Here is a 24,705-nt window from a genome sequence, read left to right on the forward strand (position 1 = left end):
AGTCACCGAGATCCTCGTGAAAGTGGGCGACAAAGTTGACGCTGAGCAGTCACTGATCGTGGTGGAAGGCGATAAAGCGTCAATGGAAGTGCCTGCGCCATTCGCGGGTACCGTCAAAGAGCTGAAAGTGGCGACCGGCGACAAAGTCAGCACCGGATCACTGATCATGGTGTTTGAAGTCGAAGGTGCCGCACCGGCCCCGGCGGCAGCGAAGCAGGAAGCCGCACCGGCCCCGGCTGCGAAACCAGAAGCTAAATCTGCGGCGCCTGCTCCGGCAGCCAAAGCGGACAGCAAAGGTGAGTTTGCCGAGAACGATGCGTACGTTCACGCTACCCCGGTGATCCGTCGCCTGGCGCGTGAGTTCGGTGTGAACCTGGCGAAAGTCAAAGGCACCGGCCGTAAAGGTCGCATTCTGAAAGAAGACGTGCAGACTTACGTGAAAGAGGCGGTGAAACGCGCTGAAGCGGCACCGGCTGCGGCAAGCGGTGGCGGCCTGCCAGGCATGCTGCCATGGCCGAAAGTGGACTTCAGCAAGTTTGGCGAAGTCGAAGAAGTCGAACTGGGTCGTATCCAGAAAATTTCGGGTGCGAACCTGAGCCGTAACTGGGTGATGATCCCGCACGTTACGCATTTCGACAAAACCGATATCACCGATCTGGAAGCGTTCCGTAAGCAGCAGAATGCCGAAGCAGAGAAGCGTAAGCTCGATGTGAAGTACACCCCGGTGGTGTTCATCATGAAAGCTGTCGCTGCCGCGCTTGAGCAGATGCCACGCTTCAACAGCTCGCTTTCCGAAGATGCGCAGAAGCTGACGCTGAAGAAATACATCAACATCGGTGTGGCGGTCGATACGCCAAATGGCCTGGTGGTTCCGGTCTTCAAAGACGTGAACAAAAAGGGCATTACCGAGCTGTCGCGTGAGCTGATGGCGGTGTCGAAGAAAGCGCGTGACGGTAAGCTGACCGCGGGCGATATGCAGGGCGGATGCTTCACCATCTCCAGCCTGGGCGGCCTGGGAACCACGCACTTCGCGCCGATTGTTAACGCGCCGGAAGTGGCTATCCTGGGTGTCTCTAAATCGGCGATGGAGCCGGTGTGGAACGGTAAAGAGTTTGCGCCGCGTCTGATGATGCCAATCTCTCTCTCCTTCGACCACCGCGTGATCGACGGAGCTGATGGTGCAAGATTCATCACCATTATTGGCAATATGCTCTCAGACATACGTCGTTTAGTTATGTAAATGTGAAGAAGGCCGGCGGATGCCGGCCTTCCTTTAACGTTTCGTCGCGTCACGGTTGGCAGTTTGTTAACAATTCTGTAAACTCTTGCGGTGAAAGTCCCGGTGGAACAAGGGCATTATAAGAACGTCTGACCCGCCGGATATCAAATAAGAGGTCATGATGAGTACAGAGATTAAAACCCAGGTCGTGGTACTTGGGGCAGGTCCTGCAGGTTACTCTGCAGCCTTCCGTTGTGCGGATTTAGGTCTGGAAACCGTACTGGTAGAGCGTTACAGCACCCTTGGCGGTGTGTGTCTGAACGTCGGTTGTATCCCCTCTAAAGCGCTGCTGCACGTTGCCAAAGTGATCGAAGAGGCGAAAGCCCTTGAAGAGCACGGCATTGTGTTTGGTCAGCCCTCTACTGATATCAACAAGATTCGCAGCTGGAAAGAGAAGGTGATTAACCAGCTGACTGGCGGCCTGTCAGGAATGGCAAAAGGTCGTAAAGTCAAAGTGGTTAATGGCCTCGGCAAATTCACCGGTGCTAACACCCTGGTGGTGGAAGGTGAAGGCGGCACGACCACCATCAACTTCGATAATGCCATCATCGCTGCGGGTTCACGCCCAATCGAACTGCCTTTCATTCCTCATGACGATCCCCGCGTCTGGGATTCAACCGATGCGCTGGAACTGAAAGAAGTGCCGAAGCGTCTGCTGGTTATGGGCGGCGGTATCATCGGTCTGGAAATGGCGACGGTGTATCATGCGCTGGGTTCAGAGATCGATGTGGTTGAGATGTTTGACCAGGTTATCCCGGCTGCGGATAAAGATGTCGTCAAAGTCTTTACCAAGAAAATCAGCAAGAAATTCAACCTGATGCTGGAAACCAAAGTGACCGCCGTTGAAGCAAAAGACGATGGCATTTACGTTTCAATGGAAGGCAAAAAGGCACCGGGTGAAGCGCAGCGTTATGACGCCGTGCTGGTGGCTATCGGTCGTGTGCCGAACGGTAAAGGTCTGGATGCCGGTAAAGCGGGCGTGGAAGTGGACGATCGCGGCTTTATCCGTGTCGACAAGCAGATGCGTACCAACGTGCCACACATCTATGCTATCGGCGACATCGTCGGTCAGCCGATGCTGGCGCACAAAGGCGTGCACGAAGGCCACGTTGCGGCGGAAGTGATCTCCGGTCTGAAGCACTACTTCGACCCGAAAGTGATCCCATCCATTGCCTATACTGAGCCAGAAGTTGCCTGGGTCGGTCTGACCGAGAAAGAAGCGAAAGAGAAGGGCATCAGCTACGAGACCTCCACCTTCCCGTGGGCTGCCTCTGGCCGTGCTATCGCTTCAGATTGTGCAGACGGTATGACCAAACTGATTTTCGACAAAGAGACGCACCGTGTCATCGGTGGCGCGATTGTCGGCACTAACGGCGGCGAGTTGTTAGGCGAAATCGGTCTGGCGATTGAGATGGGTTGTGATGCGGAAGATATCGCGCTGACCATCCATGCTCACCCGACCCTGCATGAGTCAGTCGGTCTGGCAGCAGAAATCTTCGAAGGCAGCATCACCGATCTGCCTAACGCGAAAGCGAAGAAGAAGTAAGTTTCCGCTGCTGACGAAAAAGCCTCCAATATGGAGGCTTTTTTTTGGTCTGGATTATGCGAAGACCAAAGCGATGTCACCACAGACTAACGGCATCTGCGATGCGCTTCCACATGACGATATTGCAGGAAGGTGGCGTTCCGCAAAAGCGGTATGGTGAACCCGACACATTACAATCTGATCTTGATGACTGGCTGGCTCACTTAATAATCAGCGAACTCATCAGGGGAAAATGTGCCCTGTCCGGACGCTTATGGAAATATTACCTGATGGAAAAAGCCTCTGGGCTGAGAAGAATTCAATCCAAATGTACTCTGATAAATACCTGTATAAATAACGGGTAACTTTCAGATGAAGTCTGAGCTGATAAAACTGAGTATGGCCCCATGAGAGGCTTACTGATTTGGCCGTTCAGGTAAGACCTTACCTATCAGATAGACAACTCCGATAGACAGACCAATCGCCATCAGCCGCTCATGCCAGGTTTCATAGTGAAAGAACCAGTAGCAGCACAGAAGTAGCAGTAACCCGCCTATGATCGCACCTGACACCTCTATAAGGCTATACATGATGCGTTTACCTAAGCTCAGCTTGGTAGACTCATTATCTCGCATTAGCGTTTACCTCCTTCTCTACCATTTCAATGATCCGTTCAAAAGCCGGTTGCCCTTGCGTTCGCTTCACATAGAGAGCTTCTAAGAACGGGTTCAGAGCTGGCTCAGGTAGGAAGTAGAGTAAATCATAGTTCCTCACGCGTAATGCGTTATAGACTTCAGGATTGCTCTTTTGCAGCTTTTCAGAGGTATAGATACATCTCTCTGTCATGCCACCAATAAGCAGGGCATTACCAATCAGACCACCTCTGACCGCAACAAGGAACGAGCTACGCTGCGCAATGGTAGTTGCTAACCTTCCTGCTATTAATGAGTTCGTAAGCGTCCGGCCAGCAACTGAAGCCATCGTTTTGCTATAGATAGCGTTCTGCCTGACTTCAGGCACATTCTTGTTGAAGATATTGAGCACAGTCTCAATAGTCTTCATGAAGTTGCGATTTTCCAGAATGCCATGCCGGATAGACCAAAGATTGCCGTTTTGGGCCAGCAATCTGATCGTATGAGAACGCTGGTGTTCCACGCTTTAAAGGGGTAAACCGCAGCTTCATCTTTGGAATGCGTTTTTTGCATGTTCCCCGCGTCAACGGAAACAAACTCAGCCTCCTTAGCGCTCAGCGACGCGCTTCTCCTGCGCGACCCGCTCCACAAACATCTGCGCCAGGGCCGCAATGGCGCTGTTGCCGGGCAGCCTCTCTTCATTGATATACATCACCAGCGAACTGCTGCGTCGGCGGCCCTGCAACAGCGGCAGAGGGCGCAGTTCACCGCTCTTTAGCAGCCCGGCGATATTCTGTTCCGGTAACCAGCCATAGCCCAGCTGATGCTGGACTGCTTCAATCGCGGCGGAGAGCGTCGTGAAGGACCAGTTCTCCGCCTGATCGCCACTGACTTCGGATTGGTGCTGTTGCTGCCGATCCAGGATGGTGATGCAGGGCCAGCGAGCCAGCGTGGCGGCACTCAGTGGGGCGGGTTCACTGTGCAGCGGATGATCACGATGGGCAACGGCCACGAAATCGACGCTCATCAGGCTTTCGCCGGCAACAGGGGCATCGCCATATTGCGCGACAAGCCAGAGGTCGGCCTGCTGCTCAGCCAGCCTTTCCGGCGTTTCGCTGCGAACAATTTCGCTGAACCAGATGCGGACATGGGGGTAGCGCTGCTGAAAGGTCTGCAGCACATCAAACAGCAGAGGTTTAGGCAGTGTCGCGTCCACCATCAGATCGATGCGCGAACGTTCACCCCGCTGCAGCGCATGCGCCTTAGCTTCAAGCGCGCTGAATCCCTCCAGCAATGGACGAACCTGAGCCAGTAGCTGATGTCCCTCGGCAGTGAGGACGGCGCGACGCCCCTCCTGCTGCAGCAGTGTCAGACCCAGCCGCTGCTGAAGCAGGCTAAGCTGATAGCTCAGTGAAGACTGGCTGCGATGATGCTTTTCTGCAGCCAGCGCAAAGCTTCCTTCATTCACCACCGCGTCGAGCAGCGCCCACTGTTCCAGTGTCGTCTTATACATGGCAAATCATCGAAAAATTGGATTATTCAGTGCTAAAAATAGCGTTATTCATCTCATCTGTAACGCGTAATAATCTCCTCAAGGCAAATAAATGAGGAATTGACCATGAGCACTTTTGATAAACATGATCTGTCAGGCATCGTTGGCAAACACCTGGTTTACACCTACGACAACGGCTGGAATTACGAGCTCTACATCAAAAATGCCAGCACGATCGACTATCGCATCCACAGCGGCATGGTGGGTAATCGCTGGGTTAAAAATCAGCATGTCTATGTCGTCCGTCTGGCGCAGGATGTCTATAAAGTTTCCTGGACTGAACCTACCGGCACCGATGTCAGCCTGGCCGTGAACCTGGCGGATAAAATCTTCCACGGCACCATCTTCTTCCCGCGCTGGGTAATGAACAATCCGGAAAAAACCGTCTGTTTCCAGAATGACCATCTGGAAGAGATGGCCGCCTTCCGCGAAGCGGGTCCGGCTTACCCAACCGAAGTCATTGACGAGTTCGCGACGCTGACCGTGATCCGCGATGTGGGCGAAAATAACGAAAGCGTGATCGACTGTCCGCCCGATCAGCTGCCCGCTGACTTCCCGGAAAATCTGAAAAACTGATAGCAGGCAGAAGAGGTCTTCAGGGCCTCTTCTGCGCCACTGTGTCTGGCCAATGGCATCGGTGACCAGTCCTGCAAACCGCACCTTTCTATTCCTGCCCGTTATCGATTCCGCCCTGATACTTCTCTTAAACCGCGATAAACCAGACATTTTTCGGGGCTAATTTCCGCGGCATGCGGTACGCTCGGGACCGTCCGTTTACGCACAGTCAGCCCGCGCAGACGGCGAACCGGACGGGCAGAATGGGCGTAGTCGATTATGTTGTATTTTTGTAAACAGATTAACAAACGGACGAAATCCTGCTATTCTGCCCTCCGCGAAACCGGGCACCTCAACCTGGACAAGAAAAGGGAAGGTTGTTCTCCATAAGTGAGCAAGGTGGTCGGAAAGCCCTACATAATGAGAGCGAGGATAACGTCGTGCTAGAAGAATACCGTAAGCACGTTGCCGAGCGTGCTGCCCAGGGAATTGTTCCTAAGCCTTTAGAGGCTTCCCAGATGGCCGCGCTGGTTGAACTGCTGAAAAATCCACCTGCGGGTGAAGAAGAATTTCTGACCGATTTACTGGTCAACCGAGTCCCACCTGGCGTCGATGAAGCGGCGTATGTCAAAGCCGGTTTCCTGGCGGCTGTTGCCAAAGGCGAAGCAACCTCTCCTCTGATCTCTCCTGAAAAAGCGGTCGAACTGCTCGGTACCATGCAGGGCGGTTATAACATTCATCCGTTGATCGAGGCGCTGGACGACAGCCGACTGGCCCCCATCGCGGCCAAAGCCCTTTCACACACCCTGCTGATGTTCGACAACTTCTATGATGTCGAAGAGAAAGCCAAAGCGGGCAATGAATACGCGAAGCAGGTCATGCAATCCTGGGCCGATGCGGAATGGTATCTGTCACGTCCTGAGCTGGCCGAAAAGATCACGGTCACGGTATTCAAGGTAACGGGCGAAACCAACACCGACGACCTCTCTCCGGCCCCGGATGCCTGGTCACGTCCTGACATCCCGCTGCACGCTCTGGCGATGCTGAAAAATGCCCGCGAAGGCATTGAGCCGGATGAGCCGGGCAATATCGGCCCGATCAAACAGATCGAAGCGCTGCAGGCCAAAGGCTATCCGCTGGCGTATGTCGGTGATGTTGTCGGAACCGGCTCATCCCGTAAATCCGCCACCAACTCGGTGCTGTGGTTTATGGGCGACGACATCCCGAACGTGCCAAACAAAAAAGGCGGCGGCGTGGTGCTGGGCAGCAAAATTGCGCCTATCTTCTTCAACACCATGGAAGATGCGGGCGCACTGCCTATCGAAGTGGACGTCAACGACCTGAACATGGGCGATGTGATCGACATCTACCCCTACAAAGGTGAAGTGCGTAACCACGAAACTAACGACCTGCTGGCCAGCTTCGAACTGAAAACTGAAGTGCTGATTGATGAAGTGCGCGCCGGTGGCCGTATTCCGCTGATCATCGGCCGTGGCCTGACCACCAAAGCGCGCGAGTCGCTGGGTCTGCCGCACAGCACCGTATTCCGTCAGGCGAAAGATGTTGCGGAGAGCACCCGTGGCTTCTCACTGGCGCAGAAAATGGTCGGCCGCGCCTGTGGCGTGACCGGTGTGCGTCCGGGCGCGTATTGCGAACCGAAGATGACCTCCGTGGGCTCACAGGATACCACCGGTCCGATGACCCGTGACGAGCTGAAAGATCTGGCTTGCCTGGGCTTCTCGACCGATCTGGTGATGCAGTCCTTCTGCCACACCGCCGCCTATCCTAAGCCGGTCGATGTGAACACGCACCACACGCTGCCAGACTTTATCATGAACCGTGGCGGTGTCTCACTGCGTCCGGGTGACGGCATTATCCACAGCTGGCTGAACCGTATGCTGCTGCCGGATACCGTAGGAACCGGCGGTGATTCCCATACCCGCTTCCCTATCGGCATCTCTTTCCCGGCCGGTTCGGGCCTGGTGGCGTTTGCCGCGGCAACGGGCGTCATGCCGCTCGACATGCCGGAATCGGTCCTGGTGCGCTTCAAAGGCAAGATGGAACCCGGTATTACCCTGCGCGATCTGGTTCACGCCATTCCACTTTATGCCATCAAACAGGGCCTGCTGACCGTTGAGAAGAAAGGTAAGAAAAACATCTTCTCTGGCCGCATCCTGGAGATTGAAGGTCTGCCGGATCTGAAAGTTGAGCAGGCGTTTGAACTGTCCGATGCATCAGCAGAGCGTTCTGCGGCGGGCTGTACCATCAAGCTGGATAAAGCGCCAATCATCGAATATCTCAACTCCAACATCGTGCTGCTGAAGTGGATGATCGCAGAAGGTTACGGCGATCGTCGTACGCTGGAGCGTCGCGTGGAGAGCATGGAGAAATGGCTGGCCGATCCTCAGCTGCTGGAAGCCGATGCGGATGCGGAATACGCCGCCGTGATCGAGATCGATCTGGCTGATATCAAAGAGCCGATCCTCTGTGCCCCTAACGATCCAGACGATGCCCGTCTGCTCTCGGACGTTCAGGGCGAGAAGATCGACGAAGTGTTTATCGGCTCGTGCATGACCAACATCGGTCACTTCCGTGCTGCCGGTAAGCTGCTGGACAGCCACAAAGGTCAGCTGCCAACCCGTCTGTGGGTGGCGCCGCCAACCAAGATGGATGCCGCACAGCTGACTGAAGAGGGCTACTACAGCGTCTTCGGTAAAAGCGGTGCGCGTATCGAGATCCCGGGCTGTTCACTCTGCATGGGTAACCAGGCGCGTGTGGCAGACGGTTCGACAGTGGTTTCCACCTCGACCCGTAACTTCCCGAACCGTCTCGGTACCGGCGCTAACGTCTATCTGGCGTCTGCCGAGCTGGCTGCCGTTGCATCACTGCTGGGCCGGCTGCCCACGCCTGATGAGTATCAGCAATTTATGGCGCAGGTCGATAAAACGGCCAGCGACACCTATCGCTATCTCAACTTCGACCAGCTGGCGCAGTACACCGACAAAGCGGAAGGCGTGATTTTCCAGACCGCGGTCTGATCTTTCACCTTGTAAGCATGCATAAGGGGCGATGATTCGCCCCTTTTTTTCGTCTTCGCGCCGGACACCGGCACGATCAAAAGCTGGATTTCGCCTGACAGCCTGTAATAATGCGCGACGTGTCACATTATGCTGCAAAGCCAGCCGTGACACTCATTGAGTGACGCGACGACGTTGAGAGGAACGGGCGATGGAATATGAATTTTTACGCGATGTGACCGGACAGATTAAGGTCCGCATGTCGATGGATCATGAAGCGGTCGGCCACTGGTTCAACGAAGAGGTGAAAAACGATCCGGGTCTGCTGGATGAAGTCGAAGCCGCTATCGAAGACGTCAAGGGCAGTGTGCGACAGTGGCAGCGCATCGGCAGCGAATACACCATCCTGGTGGATGAGGAGGAGGTGATGATTCGCGCTAACCTGCTGGCGCTGGAAGATGACGGCATGGAGGAGGGGATGAACTACTACGACGAAGAGAGCCTCTCATTCTGCGGCATTGAAGATTTTCTGCTGGTCATCGCCGCGTATCGCCAGTTTGTTAACCAGTATGGCAATCCCGTCCGGCGCTAAATGCCGGACAGGTGGCGCTTCACGTCTGGCCGGGATGTGAAACCGCCCGGCGTCAGGGGCAGGTTAGCTCAGCGAGGCGCCACCGCAGATCACCAGTTGCTGCCCGGTGATTGCCGCTGCTGAGGGAGAGAGCAGGAACGCCACCAGATCGGCCACTTCCTGCGGCTGAATATAGCGGCCTATCGGCGGCAGGCGCGGCGGTGAACTGGCGCGGCCTGGCTGGTGCAGCATCGGTGTTTCGGTCGCACCGGGGGCCACGATATTGGCGGTAATGCCACGCGGAGCCAGTTCTGCCGCCCAGCTGCGCACCATGCCGATCATCGCTGATTTGGTCGCCACGTACTGACTGCGGCCTGCGGCACCGCCTGACGTACGGCTGCCCAGCAGTAATATTCTCCCGCCTGCCGCCATCCGCGGCGCAAAATGGTTCGCCAGCTGTTCCGCAGCGGCCACGTGCAGCTGCCACAGACGGGCGCTGGCCGCCAAATCCAGTTCCCCCAGCGGCGCGGCCTGCATCATACCCGCGGCATGGATCACCGCCTGCGGCACAGGCAGTTGTTCCAGCAGCACCTGCAGGGCAGCGCTGTCACTGATATCGATCTGATGACTCTGCCAGCCCGGTTCTGTGCGGCTGACCGCCGAGCGGCTCAGGCCGATCACCTGCCAGCCGTCACTCAGTAAGCGGTCACAAATCGCCTGACCGATGCCGGAGCTGGCACCGGTCACCAGCGCCATCCGTTCATTCACGCGTCACCTCCCTGCACCCATGACTCCTCAATCCGCACATATTTGATCGCCTGACGATACCAGGTATAGGCGATATGCAGTTCGCCATGCAGACCCTCTTTGATGCTGGGATAGGAGAACTCACGGTTTAACTTCTGCTGTGAGTTATTGGTCATACAGTAGCCATCGCCTTCGTCCAGATTGCGCTGCAGCGGCCAGCTTTTGCCGCCATCGGTTGAGATCGCCAGTGTCATGGGCGCACGGGGCGCACCCCAGAAGGCAGTGCGGCCGCTGTGTACCACCGGTCCGGCGGCCACCGCCACCTCACCGTCCTCTTCATCATCTTCAATTTCGTCATAGAGCGACAGGCGACGTTCGCTGGCACCTTCAGCGCTCATGGCGTTAAACACCAGCGCCAGATGACCGTTGCGCAGCGTCGTGACCTGAATAGAGGAGTTGTTATTTGGCAGCGACAGCGCTTCGGGTGCACTCCAGCTCTCCCCCTGATCAAACGAGCGGCTCTGGTAGATGTGATCGGCCCAGCGACTGCGGTAGAGCGCCAGCAGCGAGCCATCCTCCAGCAGGGTGACGTTCATATGGACGCAGCCGGTGCTGTCAGGCACGCTGACATCGCGCCAGCTCCGGCCTTTATCCTCCGAGATCTTCACGGCGCTGACATCATAGTTACCCACCCATTTTTCACCGGGCGGCGTCAGGCAGTAAAAGACCGGCAGCAGCCAGTTGCCATTCGGCAGCACCACGATCGGCTGACGAATAAAGGTGCCAGGCTTATCCAGCAGGGTGTCGATCGCGCCCCAGCTCCGACCCAGATCGTGAGACTGACGATAGCGCACGATGGCGGTGTCCTGATTACCGGACTTCTGCGCCGTCCAGAGCAGCCACAGGACCTGATCGGGATCGAGGAACAGCACCGGATTCTGCTCGGACCGCGTCGGATCCTCAGAGAGCTTCTGCGCCTCACTCCAGCGATCGCTGCCTTTCTGCAGCCGTGAACACCAGACTGAGATATCGGCGATCCCCTCCTGGGTGCCGCCAAACCAGACGCAGAGCAGATCGCCATCCGGCAGCGGCAGCAGGTTAGCCGCATGGTTTTGCGGGCAGGAGGAGGGCAGCATCGCAACCTGCTGCGCGCTATCCTGCGGATGCGGCGCAAGCTGGCCGGTGCGTTCGGCGGTGACGGTTTCCTGAGTCATATTAGGCTCCACTCTTTTGTGCATTGCGTTGCGGTTGAGGCTGAGACTGGCGTGACGGGATGCAGCGGTCAATCACCATAATGATCGCCGGCGTGGCCAGCGCCACATACATATTATCGATGCCAAACGGATTCCCCATCAGGAACCAGACGGAGGTGACCAGACAGGAACCAATCAGACCGGCGTTGGCGCCGCGTGTGCTTTTAAACCACGGCAGATAGAACGCCATGATCGCCACGACGGTGATCGACAGGCGAATCGCGCGGGTAAAGAAGGAGAGCTTCAGCACTTCCGGGAAGAACAGCACAAACAGCAGCGGAAAGAAGCCGATGGCAATCGAGAACCAGCGCGTCACTTTGAACTCGCGCTCTGGCGTAGGGTGACGGTAAGGGACATAAAAATCTTTCACCACCAGCGAGGCGATCGCCAGCGCCACGGTGCCGACGCTGACGAAAATCGATGCCACCAGCGAGGTCGTCACGATGCCCGCCAGCCAGGGGGACATATCCTGCAAAAACACCGGCAGGGCATAGAGGCTCTTGATGTCGGGATGAGCAAACTTCGCCGCCACGCCGATCAGTGCCATCGCCAGGCCGATAGGCAGGCAGAAGAAGAAGGCGACCCACGTGGCACGCTTAGCGGATTTGACATCTTTGGTCGAGGAGATCGCCTGGATCACAAACTGGGTGCAGAAGATCGAGCCCACGGTTCCGATCAGCCAGGCCACAATGGTACTGGCCCCGACGTGACCATCCCACGTCCAGTAGAAGGCGGGCATTTTCTCGATCATCGGGGCCACGCCGCCGGTCATCTTCAGCGCCACGTAGAGGATAATCAGGATCCCGATGTACTTAATGGCGCTGTGCAGCAGCGTCACCCAGGCCACCCCTTTCATGCCGCCAAACGCGAAGTAGAAGGTACTCACCACCGCGGTAATAAAGGCCGCCTGGGTCAGGTCGATCTTCAGCACGGTAGAGATCGCCGCCGCGCCGCTGATGTAGTTGCCGACGTTCACCAGCAGCAGCGCATAGATCATGATCAGCGAAATGATGTTTTTGGTCGAACTGCCATATTTTTCGGCGATCGCCCCGGAGATGGTGATCTTACCGGTGTTGTAGATGCGCTTCACCAGGATCAGACCAAACAGCGGGAAGCCAATCGCCGCGCCGATCACTGACCAGGAAGCGGCGAAGCCATTTTCAAAGGCGGCCTGCGCAGTGCCGATCGTGGATTTTGCCCCGATATATTCCGACATCAGCATGATGCCGACGATAAAGGCGGGCATGGCGCGGGAGCCTTCCATAAAGTCACCGCTGCTTTTACTGCGCAGCCGCCAGGTCAGCCAGGTGGTGAACAGGATATAGGCGACCACCATGCCTACGATCAGTAAGGTGCTCTCAGTTGAAAATGCGTTCATCATAACCTCGATTGTGCTGGCAGATGGCGACCATCAGGTTCGTTCTCATCTGACCGGTAGGAGACAAAGGCGATGGCGTTTATTGCAGGTAGTGGGTGACGATCTGACGGATCTGCTGCTGCTCTTCGGCGCTGAACTGCACCGCATAGCGGCTTTCACCCACCTCGAAGCCCAGCAGGCTGACCGCTTTTTTCACGGCGGCCGGTGAGAAACCGATGCTGTAGAGCGCCGTGCGCAGACCGGTGACGTTCTCCTGAGCCTGCTGCGAACCGGCAATATCGCCGGCAGCGAAGCGCGCCCAGATAGCGTTAATCGCCTCCGGGGCCACGTTGGCCAGTCCGGAAATGGCGGCGGAGCAGCCCTCAACAAACCCCTGATGGATCAGCGAGTCGGGGCCATTCAGCACATCAAAACCGTCACAGTCGGCGGTGGCCTGCAGGAAGCCGCGCAGGCTGTCATAACTGCCCGCCGAATCTTTGATGCCGATGATGTTGGGATGGGCGGCCAGCGTGCGCACCGTCTCCGGCTGCAGGGTATTGCCGGTGCGCGCCGGGATGTTGTAGAGGAACAGCGGCACCGTCAGCGCGTCAGCCACGCGCCGGTAGTGATCGATCAGCTCCTGCTGTTTCAGCGGCACAAACCAGGGGGTGATCGCGGAGACGGCATCCACGCCCAGGCGGGCGATCTGTGTGCCGAGCCGGATCGTTTCACGCGTCGAGATTTCGCCGATATGCGCCACCACCGCCGCGCGGCCGCTGACTTCATCCACGCAGGTGGCGGTGACGGCGAGCTTTTCCTGCTCGTTCAGCACAAAGAATTCGCCGTTGGTGCCGCCGCAGAAGATGCCGTTACCGGCCCGGAGCTGTCGTCTGACCTGCTCACGCTGTCTCACCGGATCAAAAGCGCCGTCACGATCGAAGGTGGTGACGATGGCGGTCAGTACGCCGCATATTTTCTTATTCATGACAATCCTCATTACGCCTGGCAGGAAGGAAACAGGGTCAGATAGACCGCGCGCACATCGTCAGCGGTGACCGCCATCGGGACATTTTTCATCAGGCGCTGCACGTCGAGCGCGGCTTCCACCAGATAGGGCAGGTGATCCGGGCCGATGCCCAGCGCTTCCAGACTGGCAGGCAGCTGCAGACGCGCCACCAGTGCGGTGAAGTAGTCGACCAGCGCATGGGATTTCGCTTCATCACTTAATCGGCGGTCAGCGTCGGGCAGCAGGTCATAGGCCTGAGCGAATTTACTCACCGCCGCCGGACGGACAAAGCGCATGCAGGGGGCCAGCAGAATGGCATTCGCCACGCCGTGCGGCAGATGATATTTGCCGCCGAGCGGGTAGGAGAGAGCGTGCACCAGATGCGTGCCGGCATGGGCAATCGACGCGCCGCCATAATAAGAGGCCCACAACATCTCCAGTCGTGCCTGCAGATTCTCCGGCTCCCGCAGGGTGGTTTCGAGATTGGCGAACAGCTTCTTCATCCCGATCCGCGCATAGTTATCGCTGACCGGATTGGCGATGCAGGCGGTAAAGCACTCGATCAGGTGGCAGAGGGCATCAATACCGGTTGAGGAGGCGATGTGTGCGGGCATGCTGGTGGTGAGTTCCGGCACCAGCGCGACGACATCGGGCAGCATGATCGGGGAAATAATGCCGACTTTGGTCTCCTTCTCCGGGATCGCCAGAATCGCATTGGGCGTGGCTTCTGAGCCGGTACCCGCGGTGGTCGGAATCAGCATGGAGCGGGTGCGGTGCTGCGGTTTCTCCCCCGCCAGCAGGGCTTCCAGCGACGGGGCCGCATCCACGCACAGCACCGACAGCAGCTTTGCCACATCCAGCACGCTGCCACCGCCGATACCGATCACCATGTCAGCCCTGCTCGACGTGAGTGCGGCAAGAAGGGCGGCCACATCATGCTGGCTCGGCTCGGGGGGAACACTGTTCACCACGCTGATGTGGGGGATCTGCTCCCGGAGTTGCCCCAGCAGCGCCTGCACAGCCGGAATCGCTTCAATGTTCCGGTCAGTTACCACTACCGTGGATGAAACCCCCTCCAGCAGATAGCGCATGTCGTTTAACGCCTGATAGCCGCTGATCACCGTGCTGTTAATGTTCATTTCATACCCTTATATCGATCGCGTCTGAGCAGATGATTAACTTTGCTCATTTCAATGCGAGGTCAGTCACTCTGTATGGCTCATTTTATAGGGCATATCGATTTCGATTAATTTGAAGTTGCTCACATATAATCAATTATGATTGAATATAATCAATGGCAGCGGCAATCGCCTGACAGGAGTGAAGATGGGCTCATCATTATGGAAAACGCCGGTACTGGTCATCGCCGATGACTTTACCGGTGCCAACGATGCGGGAAGCGGACTGGCGCAGGCCGGCGCAGGCGTTCAGGTGCTGTTCGACACCCGGGGCGCGTTGCCAGAGACGGCAGATGTGCTGGTCGTCAGCACGGAGAGTCGGGCGATCAGCGCCACCCAGGCGGCAGAGCGCGTCACGCAGGCGGTGCGCCACTTCGCGGCGCAGTTTCAGCACGGCTGGCTGTTCAAAAAGATCGACTCCACGCTGCGCGGCAATATCGGCGCTGAAACGGTGGCGGCACTGAAGGCCAGTGCGAAAACGCTGGCGCTGGTTGCACCGGCGGTGCCACGACTGGGCCGCACCACGTGCGGAGGTCACGTCCGGGTCCATCAGCGTCTGCTCACGGACACCGAATTTGCCAGCGATCCGAAAACCCCGATCGCCAGCGCCAGCGTTCTCGAACAGATGCAGATCGCCGGCAGTGTGATCGATCTTGCCACGCTGCGCAGCGACCGGCTTGATGCGGTGCTGGCGGCGGCGCACGGCATCGTCGTCGTGGATGCCGAAACCGGGGCGGACCTGGCGCGACTGATCGCCGCGGCTGCGCGGCTGCGCGAGACGCCGCTGCTGGTCGGTGCCGCCGGATTAAGCGATGCGCTGGGCGCCGCGCTCCGGGTGCGAACGCCCCGGCCGGTGCTGGCGGTGGTGGGATCGATGAGCGAGAGCGGGCAGCAGCAGGTTGCCACGCTGCTCAGCCGGCGTGACGCAGCAAGAGTGGATATCGATATCCGGCAGCTGTTCCGGCAGCCCGCCTGGCCCGATCGGGATCGCTGGATCGACGAGGCGGCTGCGGCACTGCGGGCCGGTCGCCATACGGTGATCACCACCTGCCAGCACGAGGCGCAGCGGCACGAGATTGCGCAGCTCTGTCAGCACTTCAGCATGACGCGCCAGCAGCTGGGGGAGGCGATCTGTCAGTTTCTCGGCGAGATCACCTACCGGCTCTGCCTGAGTGCGCAGCCGCATGCGCTCTATCTGTCGGGAGGGGATGTGGCGATGGCCGTCGCCCGGGCACTGGGTGCCAGCGGCTTTACCATTCAGGGTCTGGTGGCGGGCTGTGTGCCGCACGGGGTTCTGCTTAACAGTGAATTTACTCTGCCGGTGATGACCAAAGCGGGTGGCTTTGGTGATGAAAACACCCTGGTAGCAGCCATTGATTTTATTGAGGAGAAGTCGAGTGAGTAAAATTATTGCGATCACCATGGGCGACCCGGCGGGCATCAGTCCGGAAATCATCATTAAATCGCTCTCTGAAGGTGAGCTGAATGGCATTCCTGCCGTGGTGATTGGCTGCGCCAGTACGCTGCGCCGCATTCTGGCGATGAACATTACGCCCCAGGCGGAGCTACGGGTCCTTGACCGGGTGCAGGATGCACGCTTTGCTCCTGGCATCATCAACGTGATTGACGAACCGCTGGCTGACCCCGACGCGCTGAAACCCGGCGTGGTGCAGAAAGAGGCGGGCGATCTGGCGTGGCGCTGTGTGAAACGTGCTACGGCGCTGGCGCTAGCGGGCGACGTGCAGGCGATTGCCACCGCGCCGCTGAACAAAGAGGCGATGCATGCGGCCGGCCATCTCTACCCGGGGCACACAGAGCTGCTGGCCCACCTCACTGACACCCGGGATTACGCCATGGTGCTCTACACCGATAAGCTGAAGGTGATTCACGTCACCACTCACATTGCGCTGCGTAAGTTCCTCGACACGCTGAACCAGCCGCGCATTAAAACGGTCATTGGTATGGCGGACACTTTCCTGCGGCGCGTCGGTTATCAGGCTCCGCGCATCGCCGTGGCGGGCGTCAATCCCCATGCCGGAGAGAACGGGCTGTTTGGCGATGAGGAGATCACCACCGTTGCACCTGCCATTCAGGCGATGAAAGCGCAGGGGATTGATGTCGCCGGGCCGTGCCCGCCGGACACGGTGTTCCTGCAATGCCAGGAGGGGCACTATGACATGGTGGTCGCGATGTACCACGATCAGGGGCATATCCCGCTGAAGCTGCTGGGCTTCTATGACGGCGTCAACATTACCGCCGGCCTGCCGTTTATCCGCACCTCTGCGGACCACGGCACCGCCTTTGATATCGCCTGGACAGGTAAAGCGAAGTCTGAGAGCATGGCGATCTCTATCAAACTCGCGATGCAGCTCGCATAGGGAAATATGAAGGGACAGAGCCGTCTTGACCAGATTATGGATTATCTGAAAAGCCATAATCTGGTGACTGTTGAGCAACTGGTCAGTGCGATCTCCGCCTCACCCGCCACGATTCGCCGTGATTTGATCAAGCTGGATAAAGAGGGCGTGATCAGCCGCAGTCACGGTGGTGTCACCCTGAATCGGTTTATTCCCGCCCAGCCGACCACCCTGGAGAAGATGCAGCGTCACCTGGCGGAGAAGCAGGCCATTGCGGAGTGCGCCGCCAGCTTTGTCCGGGCAGGCGATGCCATCGTGCTGGATGCCGGCACCACCATGCTGGAACTGGCGCGTCAGCTGACGCATCTGCCGCTGCGGGTGATCACGGCCGATCTGCACATTGCGCTGTTTCTGTCGGAATTTAAGCAGATTGAGGTGACGATTATCGGCGGGCGGATTGATGACTCCAGTCAGTCCTGCGTGGGGGAACATGGACGCCGGTTGCTGCGCAGCATCAATCCCGATATCGCTTTCGTCAGCTGTAACTCCTGGAGCCTGGAGCGCGGCATCACCACGCCGACCGAGGAGAAAGCGGGGCTGAAACATGACCTGCTGGCCAATGCGGCTCGCCGGGTTCTGCTGGCGGACAGCAGCAAATATGGTTCCTGGTCGCTGTTCTGCGCGGCACCGCTGGATGAGCTGACCGATGTGGTGACGGACAGCGGTTTAGAGGACGCGGTCTGCCGCACGCTGCGCGAGCGCGGCATTGCGCTCGCGCTGACGACCTGAGAGACAGCACGCGCAGGTTACCGCCGGTAACGCTGCGCGCCTGAGGGTTACAGCGTCTTCAGACCAACAGAAGGGATGTTTCTGCCGTAGTAGATCTCACGCATCTCTTTCCACAGCAGGTCGGTGATGCGTTTGTGCTCCTGCGGGCTGAGATCTTCCGGACGGGTGTTAAACAGGTAGTGCTTCAGCTCAAACTCTTTCAGCAACATCTTGGTGTGGAAGATGTTTTCCTGATAGACGTTCACATCCACCATGTCATACATCGCCTTCATATCCTCAGACATGAAGTTCTGAACCGAATTAATCTCGTGGTCGATAAAGTGCTTCATCCCTTTCACGTCACGGGTAAAGCCGCGCACCCGGTAATCGACGGTGACGATGTCTGACTCCAGCTGGTGGATCAGGTAGTTCAGCGCTTTCAGCGGTGAGATCACGCCACAGGTTGAGACTTCAATATCCGCGCGGAACGTGCAGAGTCCGCCTTCAGGGTGGCTCTCCGGGTAGGTGTGCACGCAGATATGGCTCTTATCCAGATGGGCCACCACCGAGTTGGGCAGGGGACCCGGATGTTCTGAGTTATCGATATCTTTCGGATCGATCGGCTCTTCGCTGACCAGAATCGTGACGCTGGCTCCCTGCGGCTCATAATCCTGACGCGCGATGTTCAGCACGTTGGCACCGATGATGGAGCAGGTCTCGGTCAGGATCTCCGTCAGGCGATTCGCGTTATATTGTTCATCGATATAGGCGATGTACCCATCGCGTTCAGCTTCAGTATTCGCATAGCAGATATCGTAAATACAAAAACTCAGGCTTTTCGTCAGGTTGTTGAAGCCATGTAGTTTTAGCTTTTGCAATTTCATTCACCCCCTTAGAAATGTGCTGTCAGCACGCGGCAGACAGCGCATTCAACAGATATTGTGGCAGGGCAAAGCTGCCGGTATGGATGGCTGGCGTGTAGTAACGGCAGGCCAGGCCAGCGGCCTCGAAACGCGCCTGTAGCGTGGCGGTATCCAGGTGGCGCAGCGCCGGATTGTCGCTCGCCCAGGCAAACGTCATGATGCCGCCGTAGTAGGTCGGGATCGCGGCCTGATAGAAGCTGACATCCGCAAAGTAGTGACCCAGCTTGCGATGGCTGTTCACCGCCTCATCCTGCTGCAGGAAGCAGACGCCATTCTGTGCCACAAAGATGCCATTTTCATTAAGGGCCGCTTTGCAGCCGGCATAAAATTCAGAGGTGAACAGACTCTCACCCGGACCAATCGGATCGGTACAGTCGGAGATGATCACATCGAATTTTTCCTGCGTCTGATTGACGAAGTTTACCCCGTCATCGATCACCAGCGTAAAGCGCGGATCGTCGTAGGCGCCTGCGCTGTGGTTAGGCAGGTACTGGCGGCAAAAGGTCACGACGCCCGCATCAATCTCCACCATGGTAATCTTTTCGATCTGGGAATGACGCGACACTTCACGCAGCATCGCACCGTCACCACCGCCAATGATCAGCACGCTCTTCGCGGCGCCGTGCGCCAGCAGGGGAACGTGAGTCATCATTTCATGATAGATAAATTCGTCACGCTCGGTCGTCTGAACCACACCGTCCAGCGCCATGACGCGACCCATCGCGGCATTTTCGAAAATGATTAAATCCTGATGCGCAGTTTTTTCACGGTACAGCTCTTTGTCTACCGTAAAATACTGGCCAAAACCGGCATGAAGGGTTTCATGCCACGTTTCATTGTGGGCCATGGTGCTCTCCTCTGATGTCGCCATGAAGATGGGCGGCACATCATAGCTAACACTGACCGTGGTTGCACGGTCAAATGTCCGGCAGCAGAGGGCGGGGGCGTTACCTGACGTAAGCCAGCAGGCTCAGTGAATCGCGGGCCAGAGACTTGCACTTTTTGTCGTTGGTGATGGCGATGCCGCTGAGGTCGCGATAGCTCTCTTCGCCCAGCGCTTTCATGTTGTAGTTGCTGTAGTTGCTTAAATCCCAGCGGTTCTGCTGAGCAAAAAAGACCAGCGCTTTGCGAATCTGCGCGTCCGGAAGATCCTGATAGCCACAATCATTTTTCAGATAGACGAAAACCGCCGTGAGATCCGCCAGATCTTCCGCTTCGGATTCACTCAGGGCAAAACTGGTGGAGGAGAAGCCAAGGAGTCCCGTCAGCAGCAGGATCTTGATGCTTTGCTTCATAGTCGTTCTCTTCAATGGATATTGTTAATGACGTTAGCACAGTTGCTCTCAGGTTTTCGATTAATTTGCCGTGGTGAGCCGCTGCGCCGCCTTTTTTCGTCAGATTATCACGGGTAGCGCTTGACCTTCCCATAAGGTCAGGGTTTAGGCTGTGCGCTCTGATGCCACAAGGATGCTCACCATGCAACGTCGCCACTTCCTGAAACTCACCGCCGCACTGAGTGCAGCCGGAGCGTTACCGCTCTGGAGCCGTTCGCTGATGGCGGCACCCCGTGCGCTGCTGCCGATTCCCTCTCTGCTGGAACCCGACGCCAGAGGCACATACAGCCTTACCGCCATGCAGGGGAGCACGCAGTGGAACGGCAAAGCGGTGCCGACCTGGGGCTACAACGGCAGCCTGCTGGGGCCGGTACTGCGGCTGCAGCGCGGCCAGCCGGTGACGGTGAACATTCATAACCGGCTCAGCGAAGCGACCACGCTGCACTGGCACGGGCTGGAAATCCCTGGCGCGGTGGATGGCGGACCGCAGGCGGCGATAGCCCCCGGCGGCTCGCGTCAGGTCTCCTTCACGCCCGATCAGCCCGCCGCAACCTGCTGGTATCACCCCCATCTGCACGGCAAAACCGGGCATCAGGTGGCGCAGGGGCTTGCGGGCCTGATCCTGCTGGAAGATAAAGAGAGCGGCACACTGCGGCTGCCTGTGCAGTGGGGCGTGGATGATGTGCCGCTGATTTTTCAGGATAAGCAGCTGACTCAGGATGGCCGCCATATCGACTATCAGCTCGACGTGATGCGCGCGGCGGTAGGCTGGTTTGGTGACATGATGCTGACTAACGGGGCGCACTATCCGCAGCATGCGGTGCCGCGCGGCTGGCTGCGTCTGCGCCTGCTCAACGGCTGTAATGCCCGGTCGCTGCACGTTGCCGCCAGTGATAAACGTCCTCTCTATGTGATCGCCAGCGACGGCGGTCTGCTGGCGGAGCCGGTCAGCGTCGAGGCGCTGCCGATCCTGCCGGGCGAGCGCTTTGAGGTGATGATCGACACCTCCGACGGCAAAGCTTTTGATCTGGTGACGCTGCCCACCGATCAGATGGGGATGACGCTGCCGCCATTCGATCAGCCGCTGCCGCTGGTGCAGATCCTGCCGCTGCGGGTGATGGCCAGCGCCACGCTGCCGGATCGGCTGGCGACGCTGCCCGCTCTGCCCGCGACAGAGGGGCTGCACACCCGCTGGCTGCAGCTGATGATGGACCCGCAGCTGGACCAGCAGGGGATGCAGGCGCTGATGCAGCGCTATGGCGAGAAAGCGATGGGGAAAGGCGGGCATCACGCGATGCCGCAGAGGCAGGGAAAAGCCGGGGAGACGGGCGACCATCCGGCGATGGAGCAGGCGCACGGCTCATCCGCCGCGCCGATGGACCACAGCATGCACGGTATGGCGGGTATGGCGCTGCCAGCGGGTTATGATTTCCGAAACGGCAATAAAATCAACGGTCAGGCGTTTGATATGACGAAACCGTCGTTTGCGGCGAAGCTGGGCGACTATGAGAAGTGGACGATCTCCGGCGAAGGCGATGCGATGCTGCATCCGTTTCATATTCACGGCACCCAGTTCCGCATTCTCTCCGAGAATGGCAAACCGCCGGCACCCCATCGGCAGGGCTGGAAAGATATGGTCAATGTCGACGGCTGGCGCAGTGAAGTGCTGGTGCGCTTCAACTATGTCGCCGCCGCCGAACACGCTTATATGGCCCACTGTCATCTGCTGGAACATGAAGATACCGGCATGATGCTGGGCTTTACCGTGAGCTGATTACGCCTGCTCCAGCGCCAGCTTCACATCTTCAATCAGGTCGCCCGCGTTCTCAATGCCAATCGACAGCCGCACCGTGGCGTCAGTGATACCGATTCGCTGACGCACCGCCTGCGGCACGCCGGAGTGGGTGGTGCTGCCCGGATGGCTGGCCAGCGACTCGGTGCCGCCCAGGCTCACCGCCTGCTTGAACAGCGACAGCGCGTTGAGGAAACGGAACGCCGCAGGCTGGCCGCCGACGATATCGAACGAGAAGGTCGAACCGGCGCCGCTGCACTGCTCGCGATACGTTTTGCCCTCGGCGCTCTCCGCGTCGAGATAGGGCAGCCAGTGCAGCTTCGCCACTTTCGGGTGATCGCGCAGAAACGCCGCCACGGCTTCCGCATTCTGCCAGGCCTTTTCCATGCGCAGCGACAGCGTTTCCAGCGATCGGCTGAGCATCCAGCTTGAGTGCGGGTCCAGCTGGGTGCCGATGGCGCTGCGCAGGGCGCGCACTTTTGCCATCAGTGCTTTGCTGCCCATCGCCGCCCCCGCAATCAGGTCCGAATGTCCCCCCACATATTTAGTCAGCGAGTAGAGCGAGAGATCCGCGCCCAGGGTCAGCGGCTGCTGGAACAGCGGGCCGAGCAGCGTGTTGTCACAGGCGATAATGGGTCGGGAGCCCTGCTGCTGGTCAATCTCATCAGCGATACGCGCCATCAGACGAATGTTGACCAGGCTGTTGGTGGGATTCGCCGGGGTTTCAATCAGGATGATCGCCACGCGGCCCTGCGCCATCGCCTGCTGTGCCGCCTCACGTACTCTGGCCTCATCATTGCCGTCGCTGAAGCCGACCGCGCCAATCTCCAGATTGTGCAGCGTCTTGCTGAGCAGAGTTTCGGTGCCGCCATACAGCGGCTGGGAGTGCAGGATCACCTCGCCGGGACGGGCAAAGGTCAGCAGTGTGGTGGCGATGGCAGCCATGCCGGAGGAGAAGAGTGAGCAGCTCTCCGCCTGCTCATAGACGGCCAGCCGATCCTCCACGATTTCGCTGTTAGGGTGGTTAAAGCGGGAGTAGACCAGCCCGCCCGATTTGCCCTCTGGCGGCTCGCGCCGGCCGGAGACGTAATCGAAGAAATCGCGTCCCTCTTCGGCGCTGTCGAAGACAAAGGTGGAGGTCAGAAAGACCGGCGGCTTCACCGCGCCTTCTGACAGGCGGGGATCGTAGCCATAGTTCAGCATCTGCGTTTCAGGGTGCAGCGGCCTGTCGCCGATATGCGTTTTCTTGCTTGAAGGTGAAGTCATTGTGATCTCCGGCCTGCGGCGCGAGTAGGGTAACGATATGTTGGATAAAGGCTACCATGCAGCGAATCATGCTGGTAAATGCCGTAATGTTCTAAGGTAATGCGCATTTGAGCCAGCCGCAGACGACCGTGAACAATTTTCGCGACGTAATCGTTTGCCTGCGCTGCGGCGCAGCCGACGCGGCGGCGTCTGTGATAGACTTCGGGGCTTTTCTGACGTAACCGGGCTGAACGCAATGAAACACACTGTTGAAGTGATGATCCCTGAACAGGCAATCGCCACGCGCATCGCTGAACTGGGCAAAGAGATTACCGATCACTACCGCGACAGCGGCAGCGATATGGTACTGGTGGGGCTGCTGCGCGGCTCATTCATGTTCATGGCTGACCTATGTCGCGCCATTGAGGTGCCGCATGAAGTCGATTTTATGACCGCCTCCAGCTACGGCAGCGGCATGTCCAGCTCACGTGATGTGAAAATCCTGAAAGATCTGGACGAGGACATTCGCGGCAAGGATGTGCTGATCGTCGAAGATATCATTGACTCCGGCAACACCCTGAGCAAAGTGCGGGAGATCCTGCAGCTGCGTCAGCCAAAATCCCTGGCGATCTGCACCCTGCTGGATAAGCCTGAACGCCGCGAAGTCGAGGTTAACGTTGAGTATGTCGGCTTCGCCATTCCCGATGAATTTGTGGTGGGCTTTGGTATCGACTACGCCCAGCACTATCGCCATCTGCCTTACATCGGCAAAGTGGTGCCGCTGGAATCCTGACAGCGCATAACCGCACATTCTTCCAAGGCCTGCACCCTCCGACTGGTGTAGGCTATGTCGCGTTTTGCGCCGCGATCGGTTCAGGCTTCGGCCTTCATCTGCAGACTGGCGATGCCGTTGCGGTAGCGCTGTTCCAGGATCTCCCGGCTGTCTGCCGTGACATCAAGGTTACGCAGGCAGCCGTCCTGAATGCCGTAAACCCAGCCGTGCAGTGAGACTTTCTGCCCGCGTTTCCAGGCAGATTGCACTACGGTCGAGTGTCCCAGGTTATAGACCTGTTCAATCACGTTGATTTCACACAGTTTGTCCAGGCGCTTATCCGGCGGGAGTTCCCCCAGCAACACGCTATGCTTGTACCAGAGGTCGCGGATGTGCAGCAGCCAGTTGTCGATCAACCCCAGCTCCGGGTTATCCATCGCGGCCTGCACGCCGCCGCAGCCGTAGTGGCCGCACACGATGACGTGTTCAACTTCCAGCACTTCAATAGCGTACTGCACCACGGACAGACAGTTCAGATCGGTGTGGATCACCAGATTGGCGACGTTGCGGTGAACAAAGAGTTCGCCCGGTTCCAGTCCGGTCAGGCGTTCGGCAGGAACACGACTGTCTGAGCAGCCGATCCACAGGAAGCGCGGTTTTTGTGCCTGGGCGAGCCGCTCAAAAAAGCCGGGATCTTCTTCAATCAGTAATTTTGACCATTCGCGGTTGTTACTGATCAGGGTGTTAATGTCTGTCATGGCGTTGAGCGACCGGTTACTGCGCAAGGTGCGCGCGCGTACTATATGCCAGGGCTGACTAAATTTAAACGGCATTACGATGCC

General features: G+C 58.0%; 21 protein-coding genes and 2 pseudogenes. 11 read left to right on the top strand and 12 right to left on the bottom strand.

Annotated features, from left to right (window positions below):
• From aceF to FJW00_RS04115, 3 genes and pseudogenes are all read left to right on the top strand, one after another.
• On the top strand, nt 1-1,240 hold a 1,240-nt coding region (gene aceF, locus FJW00_RS04105), incomplete at its 5' end, for a pyruvate dehydrogenase complex dihydrolipoyllysine-residue acetyltransferase (RefSeq protein ID WP_140923131.1).
• Between the two features lie 160 nt (nt 1,241-1,400).
• Nucleotides 1,401-2,825, top strand: a complete 1,425-nt coding sequence (gene lpdA, locus FJW00_RS04110; RefSeq protein ID WP_009092092.1) for a dihydrolipoyl dehydrogenase — start codon at nt 1,401-1,403, stop codon at nt 2,823-2,825.
• A gap of 49 nt (nt 2,826-2,874) precedes the next feature.
• Nucleotides 2,875-3,162, top strand: a pseudogene (locus FJW00_RS04115) (integrase core domain-containing protein); the annotation flags it as partial.
• A gap of 266 nt (nt 3,163-3,428) precedes the next feature.
• Here FJW00_RS04115 and FJW00_RS04125 read toward each other — a convergent pair.
• Nucleotides 3,429-3,902 (bottom strand): annotated as a pseudogene (locus FJW00_RS04125) (Ssp6 family T6SS pore-forming effector); the annotation flags it as partial.
• Nucleotides 3,903-4,043: 141 nt separating this feature from the next.
• A complete protein-coding gene (locus FJW00_RS04130) occupies nt 4,044-4,949 on the bottom strand; it encodes a LysR family transcriptional regulator (protein ID WP_140923132.1) in 906 nt (301 codons plus the stop codon).
• Nucleotides 4,950-5,054: 105 nt separating this feature from the next.
• Here FJW00_RS04130 and FJW00_RS04135 point away from each other — a divergent pair, with 105 nt between their 5' ends.
• The 3 genes from FJW00_RS04135 (at nt 5,055) to yacL (ending at nt 9,152) form a co-directional block, all read left to right on the top strand.
• The gene (locus FJW00_RS04135; RefSeq protein WP_009092087.1) at nt 5,055-5,564 is read left to right on the top strand and encodes a phenolic acid decarboxylase; all 510 of its coding nucleotides are present in this window, start codon (nt 5,055-5,057) and stop codon (nt 5,562-5,564) included.
• Nucleotides 5,565-5,983: 419 nt separating this feature from the next.
• Nucleotides 5,984-8,581 carry a bifunctional aconitate hydratase 2/2-methylisocitrate dehydratase gene (gene acnB, locus FJW00_RS04140; RefSeq protein WP_111208287.1) on the top strand — a complete coding sequence of 866 codons (2,598 nt, stop codon included), beginning with the start codon at nt 5,984-5,986 and terminating at the stop codon, nt 8,579-8,581.
• A 190-nt stretch (nt 8,582-8,771) separates the two neighbouring features.
• Entirely contained in the window at nt 8,772-9,152 is a 381-nt protein-coding gene (gene yacL, locus FJW00_RS04145) for a protein YacL (RefSeq protein WP_009092085.1), read from the top strand.
• A gap of 63 nt (nt 9,153-9,215) precedes the next feature.
• Here the strand turns inward: yacL and FJW00_RS04150 are convergent, their stop codons facing one another.
• The 5 genes from FJW00_RS04150 to FJW00_RS04170 form a co-directional block, all read right to left on the bottom strand.
• On the bottom strand, nt 9,216-9,887 hold the full coding sequence (locus FJW00_RS04150; RefSeq protein WP_181405346.1) for an SDR family NAD(P)-dependent oxidoreductase: 672 nt from the start codon (nt 9,885-9,887) through the stop codon (nt 9,216-9,218).
• 8 nt (nt 9,888-9,895) lie between these two features.
• Nucleotides 9,896-11,092 (bottom strand): sialidase family protein, encoded by a 1,197-nt coding sequence (locus tag FJW00_RS04155; RefSeq protein ID WP_140923134.1) that lies wholly within the window; start codon nt 11,090-11,092, stop codon nt 9,896-9,898.
• 1 nt (nt 11,093) lies between these two features.
• Complete coding sequence (locus tag FJW00_RS04160) at nt 11,094-12,509, bottom strand: sodium:solute symporter family protein (RefSeq protein WP_009092082.1); 1,416 nt, start codon at nt 12,507-12,509, stop codon at nt 11,094-11,096.
• 79 nt (nt 12,510-12,588) lie between these two features.
• Nucleotides 12,589-13,473 carry a dihydrodipicolinate synthase family protein gene (locus FJW00_RS04165; protein WP_140923135.1) on the bottom strand — a complete coding sequence of 295 codons (885 nt, stop codon included), beginning with the start codon at nt 13,471-13,473 and terminating at the stop codon, nt 12,589-12,591.
• Nucleotides 13,474-13,484: 11 nt separating this feature from the next.
• On the bottom strand, nt 13,485-14,633 hold the full coding sequence (locus FJW00_RS04170) for an iron-containing alcohol dehydrogenase (RefSeq protein WP_140923136.1): 1,149 nt from the start codon (nt 14,631-14,633) through the stop codon (nt 13,485-13,487).
• A gap of 187 nt (nt 14,634-14,820) precedes the next feature.
• On the opposite strand from FJW00_RS04170, the gene dtnK reads away from it, so the two are divergent.
• Genes dtnK through FJW00_RS04185 form a run of 3 tightly spaced genes read left to right on the top strand, consistent with a single transcriptional unit; the run spans nt 14,821 to nt 17,818 of the window.
• Complete coding sequence (gene dtnK / locus FJW00_RS04175) at nt 14,821-16,077, top strand: D-threonate kinase (RefSeq protein ID WP_140923137.1); 1,257 nt, start codon at nt 14,821-14,823, stop codon at nt 16,075-16,077.
• Nucleotides 16,070-17,050 (top strand): D-threonate 4-phosphate dehydrogenase, encoded by a 981-nt coding sequence (locus tag FJW00_RS04180; RefSeq protein WP_009092077.1) that lies wholly within the window; start codon nt 16,070-16,072, stop codon nt 17,048-17,050. Before dtnK ends, FJW00_RS04180 begins: the two co-directional genes overlap by 8 nt.
• Before the next feature lie 6 nt (nt 17,051-17,056).
• On the top strand, nt 17,057-17,818 hold the full coding sequence (locus FJW00_RS04185; RefSeq protein ID WP_009092075.1) for a DeoR/GlpR family DNA-binding transcription regulator: 762 nt from the start codon (nt 17,057-17,059) through the stop codon (nt 17,816-17,818).
• Nucleotides 17,819-17,865: 47 nt separating this feature from the next.
• Here the strand turns inward: FJW00_RS04185 and speD are convergent, their stop codons facing one another.
• From speD to FJW00_RS04200, 3 genes are all read right to left on the bottom strand, one after another.
• Nucleotides 17,866-18,681, bottom strand: a complete 816-nt coding sequence (speD, locus tag FJW00_RS04190) for an adenosylmethionine decarboxylase (RefSeq protein WP_181405345.1) — start codon at nt 18,679-18,681, stop codon at nt 17,866-17,868.
• Between the two features lie 22 nt (nt 18,682-18,703).
• Nucleotides 18,704-19,567 (bottom strand): polyamine aminopropyltransferase, encoded by an 864-nt coding sequence (gene speE / locus FJW00_RS04195; protein WP_046101240.1) that lies wholly within the window; start codon nt 19,565-19,567, stop codon nt 18,704-18,706.
• A 100-nt stretch (nt 19,568-19,667) separates the two neighbouring features.
• The gene (locus FJW00_RS04200; protein ID WP_009092068.1) at nt 19,668-20,015 is read right to left on the bottom strand and encodes a YacC family pilotin-like protein; all 348 of its coding nucleotides are present in this window, start codon (nt 20,013-20,015) and stop codon (nt 19,668-19,670) included.
• 181 nt (nt 20,016-20,196) lie between these two features.
• On the opposite strand from FJW00_RS04200, the gene cueO reads away from it, so the two are divergent.
• Nucleotides 20,197-21,828: a multicopper oxidase CueO gene (gene cueO, locus FJW00_RS04205; RefSeq protein WP_140923138.1), complete on the top strand. Its 1,632-nt coding sequence runs from the start codon at nt 20,197-20,199 to the stop codon at nt 21,826-21,828.
• Here cueO and FJW00_RS04210 read toward each other — a convergent pair whose 3' ends face one another.
• Nucleotides 21,829-23,112 carry a cystathionine gamma-synthase family protein gene (locus tag FJW00_RS04210; protein ID WP_009092062.1) on the bottom strand — a complete coding sequence of 428 codons (1,284 nt, stop codon included), beginning with the start codon at nt 23,110-23,112 and terminating at the stop codon, nt 21,829-21,831.
• A 235-nt stretch (nt 23,113-23,347) separates the two neighbouring features.
• On the opposite strand from FJW00_RS04210, the gene hpt reads away from it, so the two are divergent.
• On the top strand, nt 23,348-23,884 hold the full coding sequence (gene hpt / locus FJW00_RS04215; RefSeq protein ID WP_009092060.1) for a hypoxanthine phosphoribosyltransferase: 537 nt from the start codon (nt 23,348-23,350) through the stop codon (nt 23,882-23,884).
• A gap of 80 nt (nt 23,885-23,964) precedes the next feature.
• On the opposite strand, the gene can is transcribed toward hpt, so the two are convergent.
• A complete protein-coding gene (gene can, locus FJW00_RS04220; RefSeq protein WP_181405347.1) occupies nt 23,965-24,621 on the bottom strand; it encodes a carbonate dehydratase in 657 nt (218 codons plus the stop codon).
• Between the last annotated feature and the right edge of the window lie 84 nt (nt 24,622-24,705).

The organism is Pantoea anthophila, assembly GCF_006494375.1.
GTDB classification, from domain to species: domain Bacteria; phylum Pseudomonadota; class Gammaproteobacteria; order Enterobacterales; family Enterobacteriaceae; genus Pantoea; species Pantoea anthophila.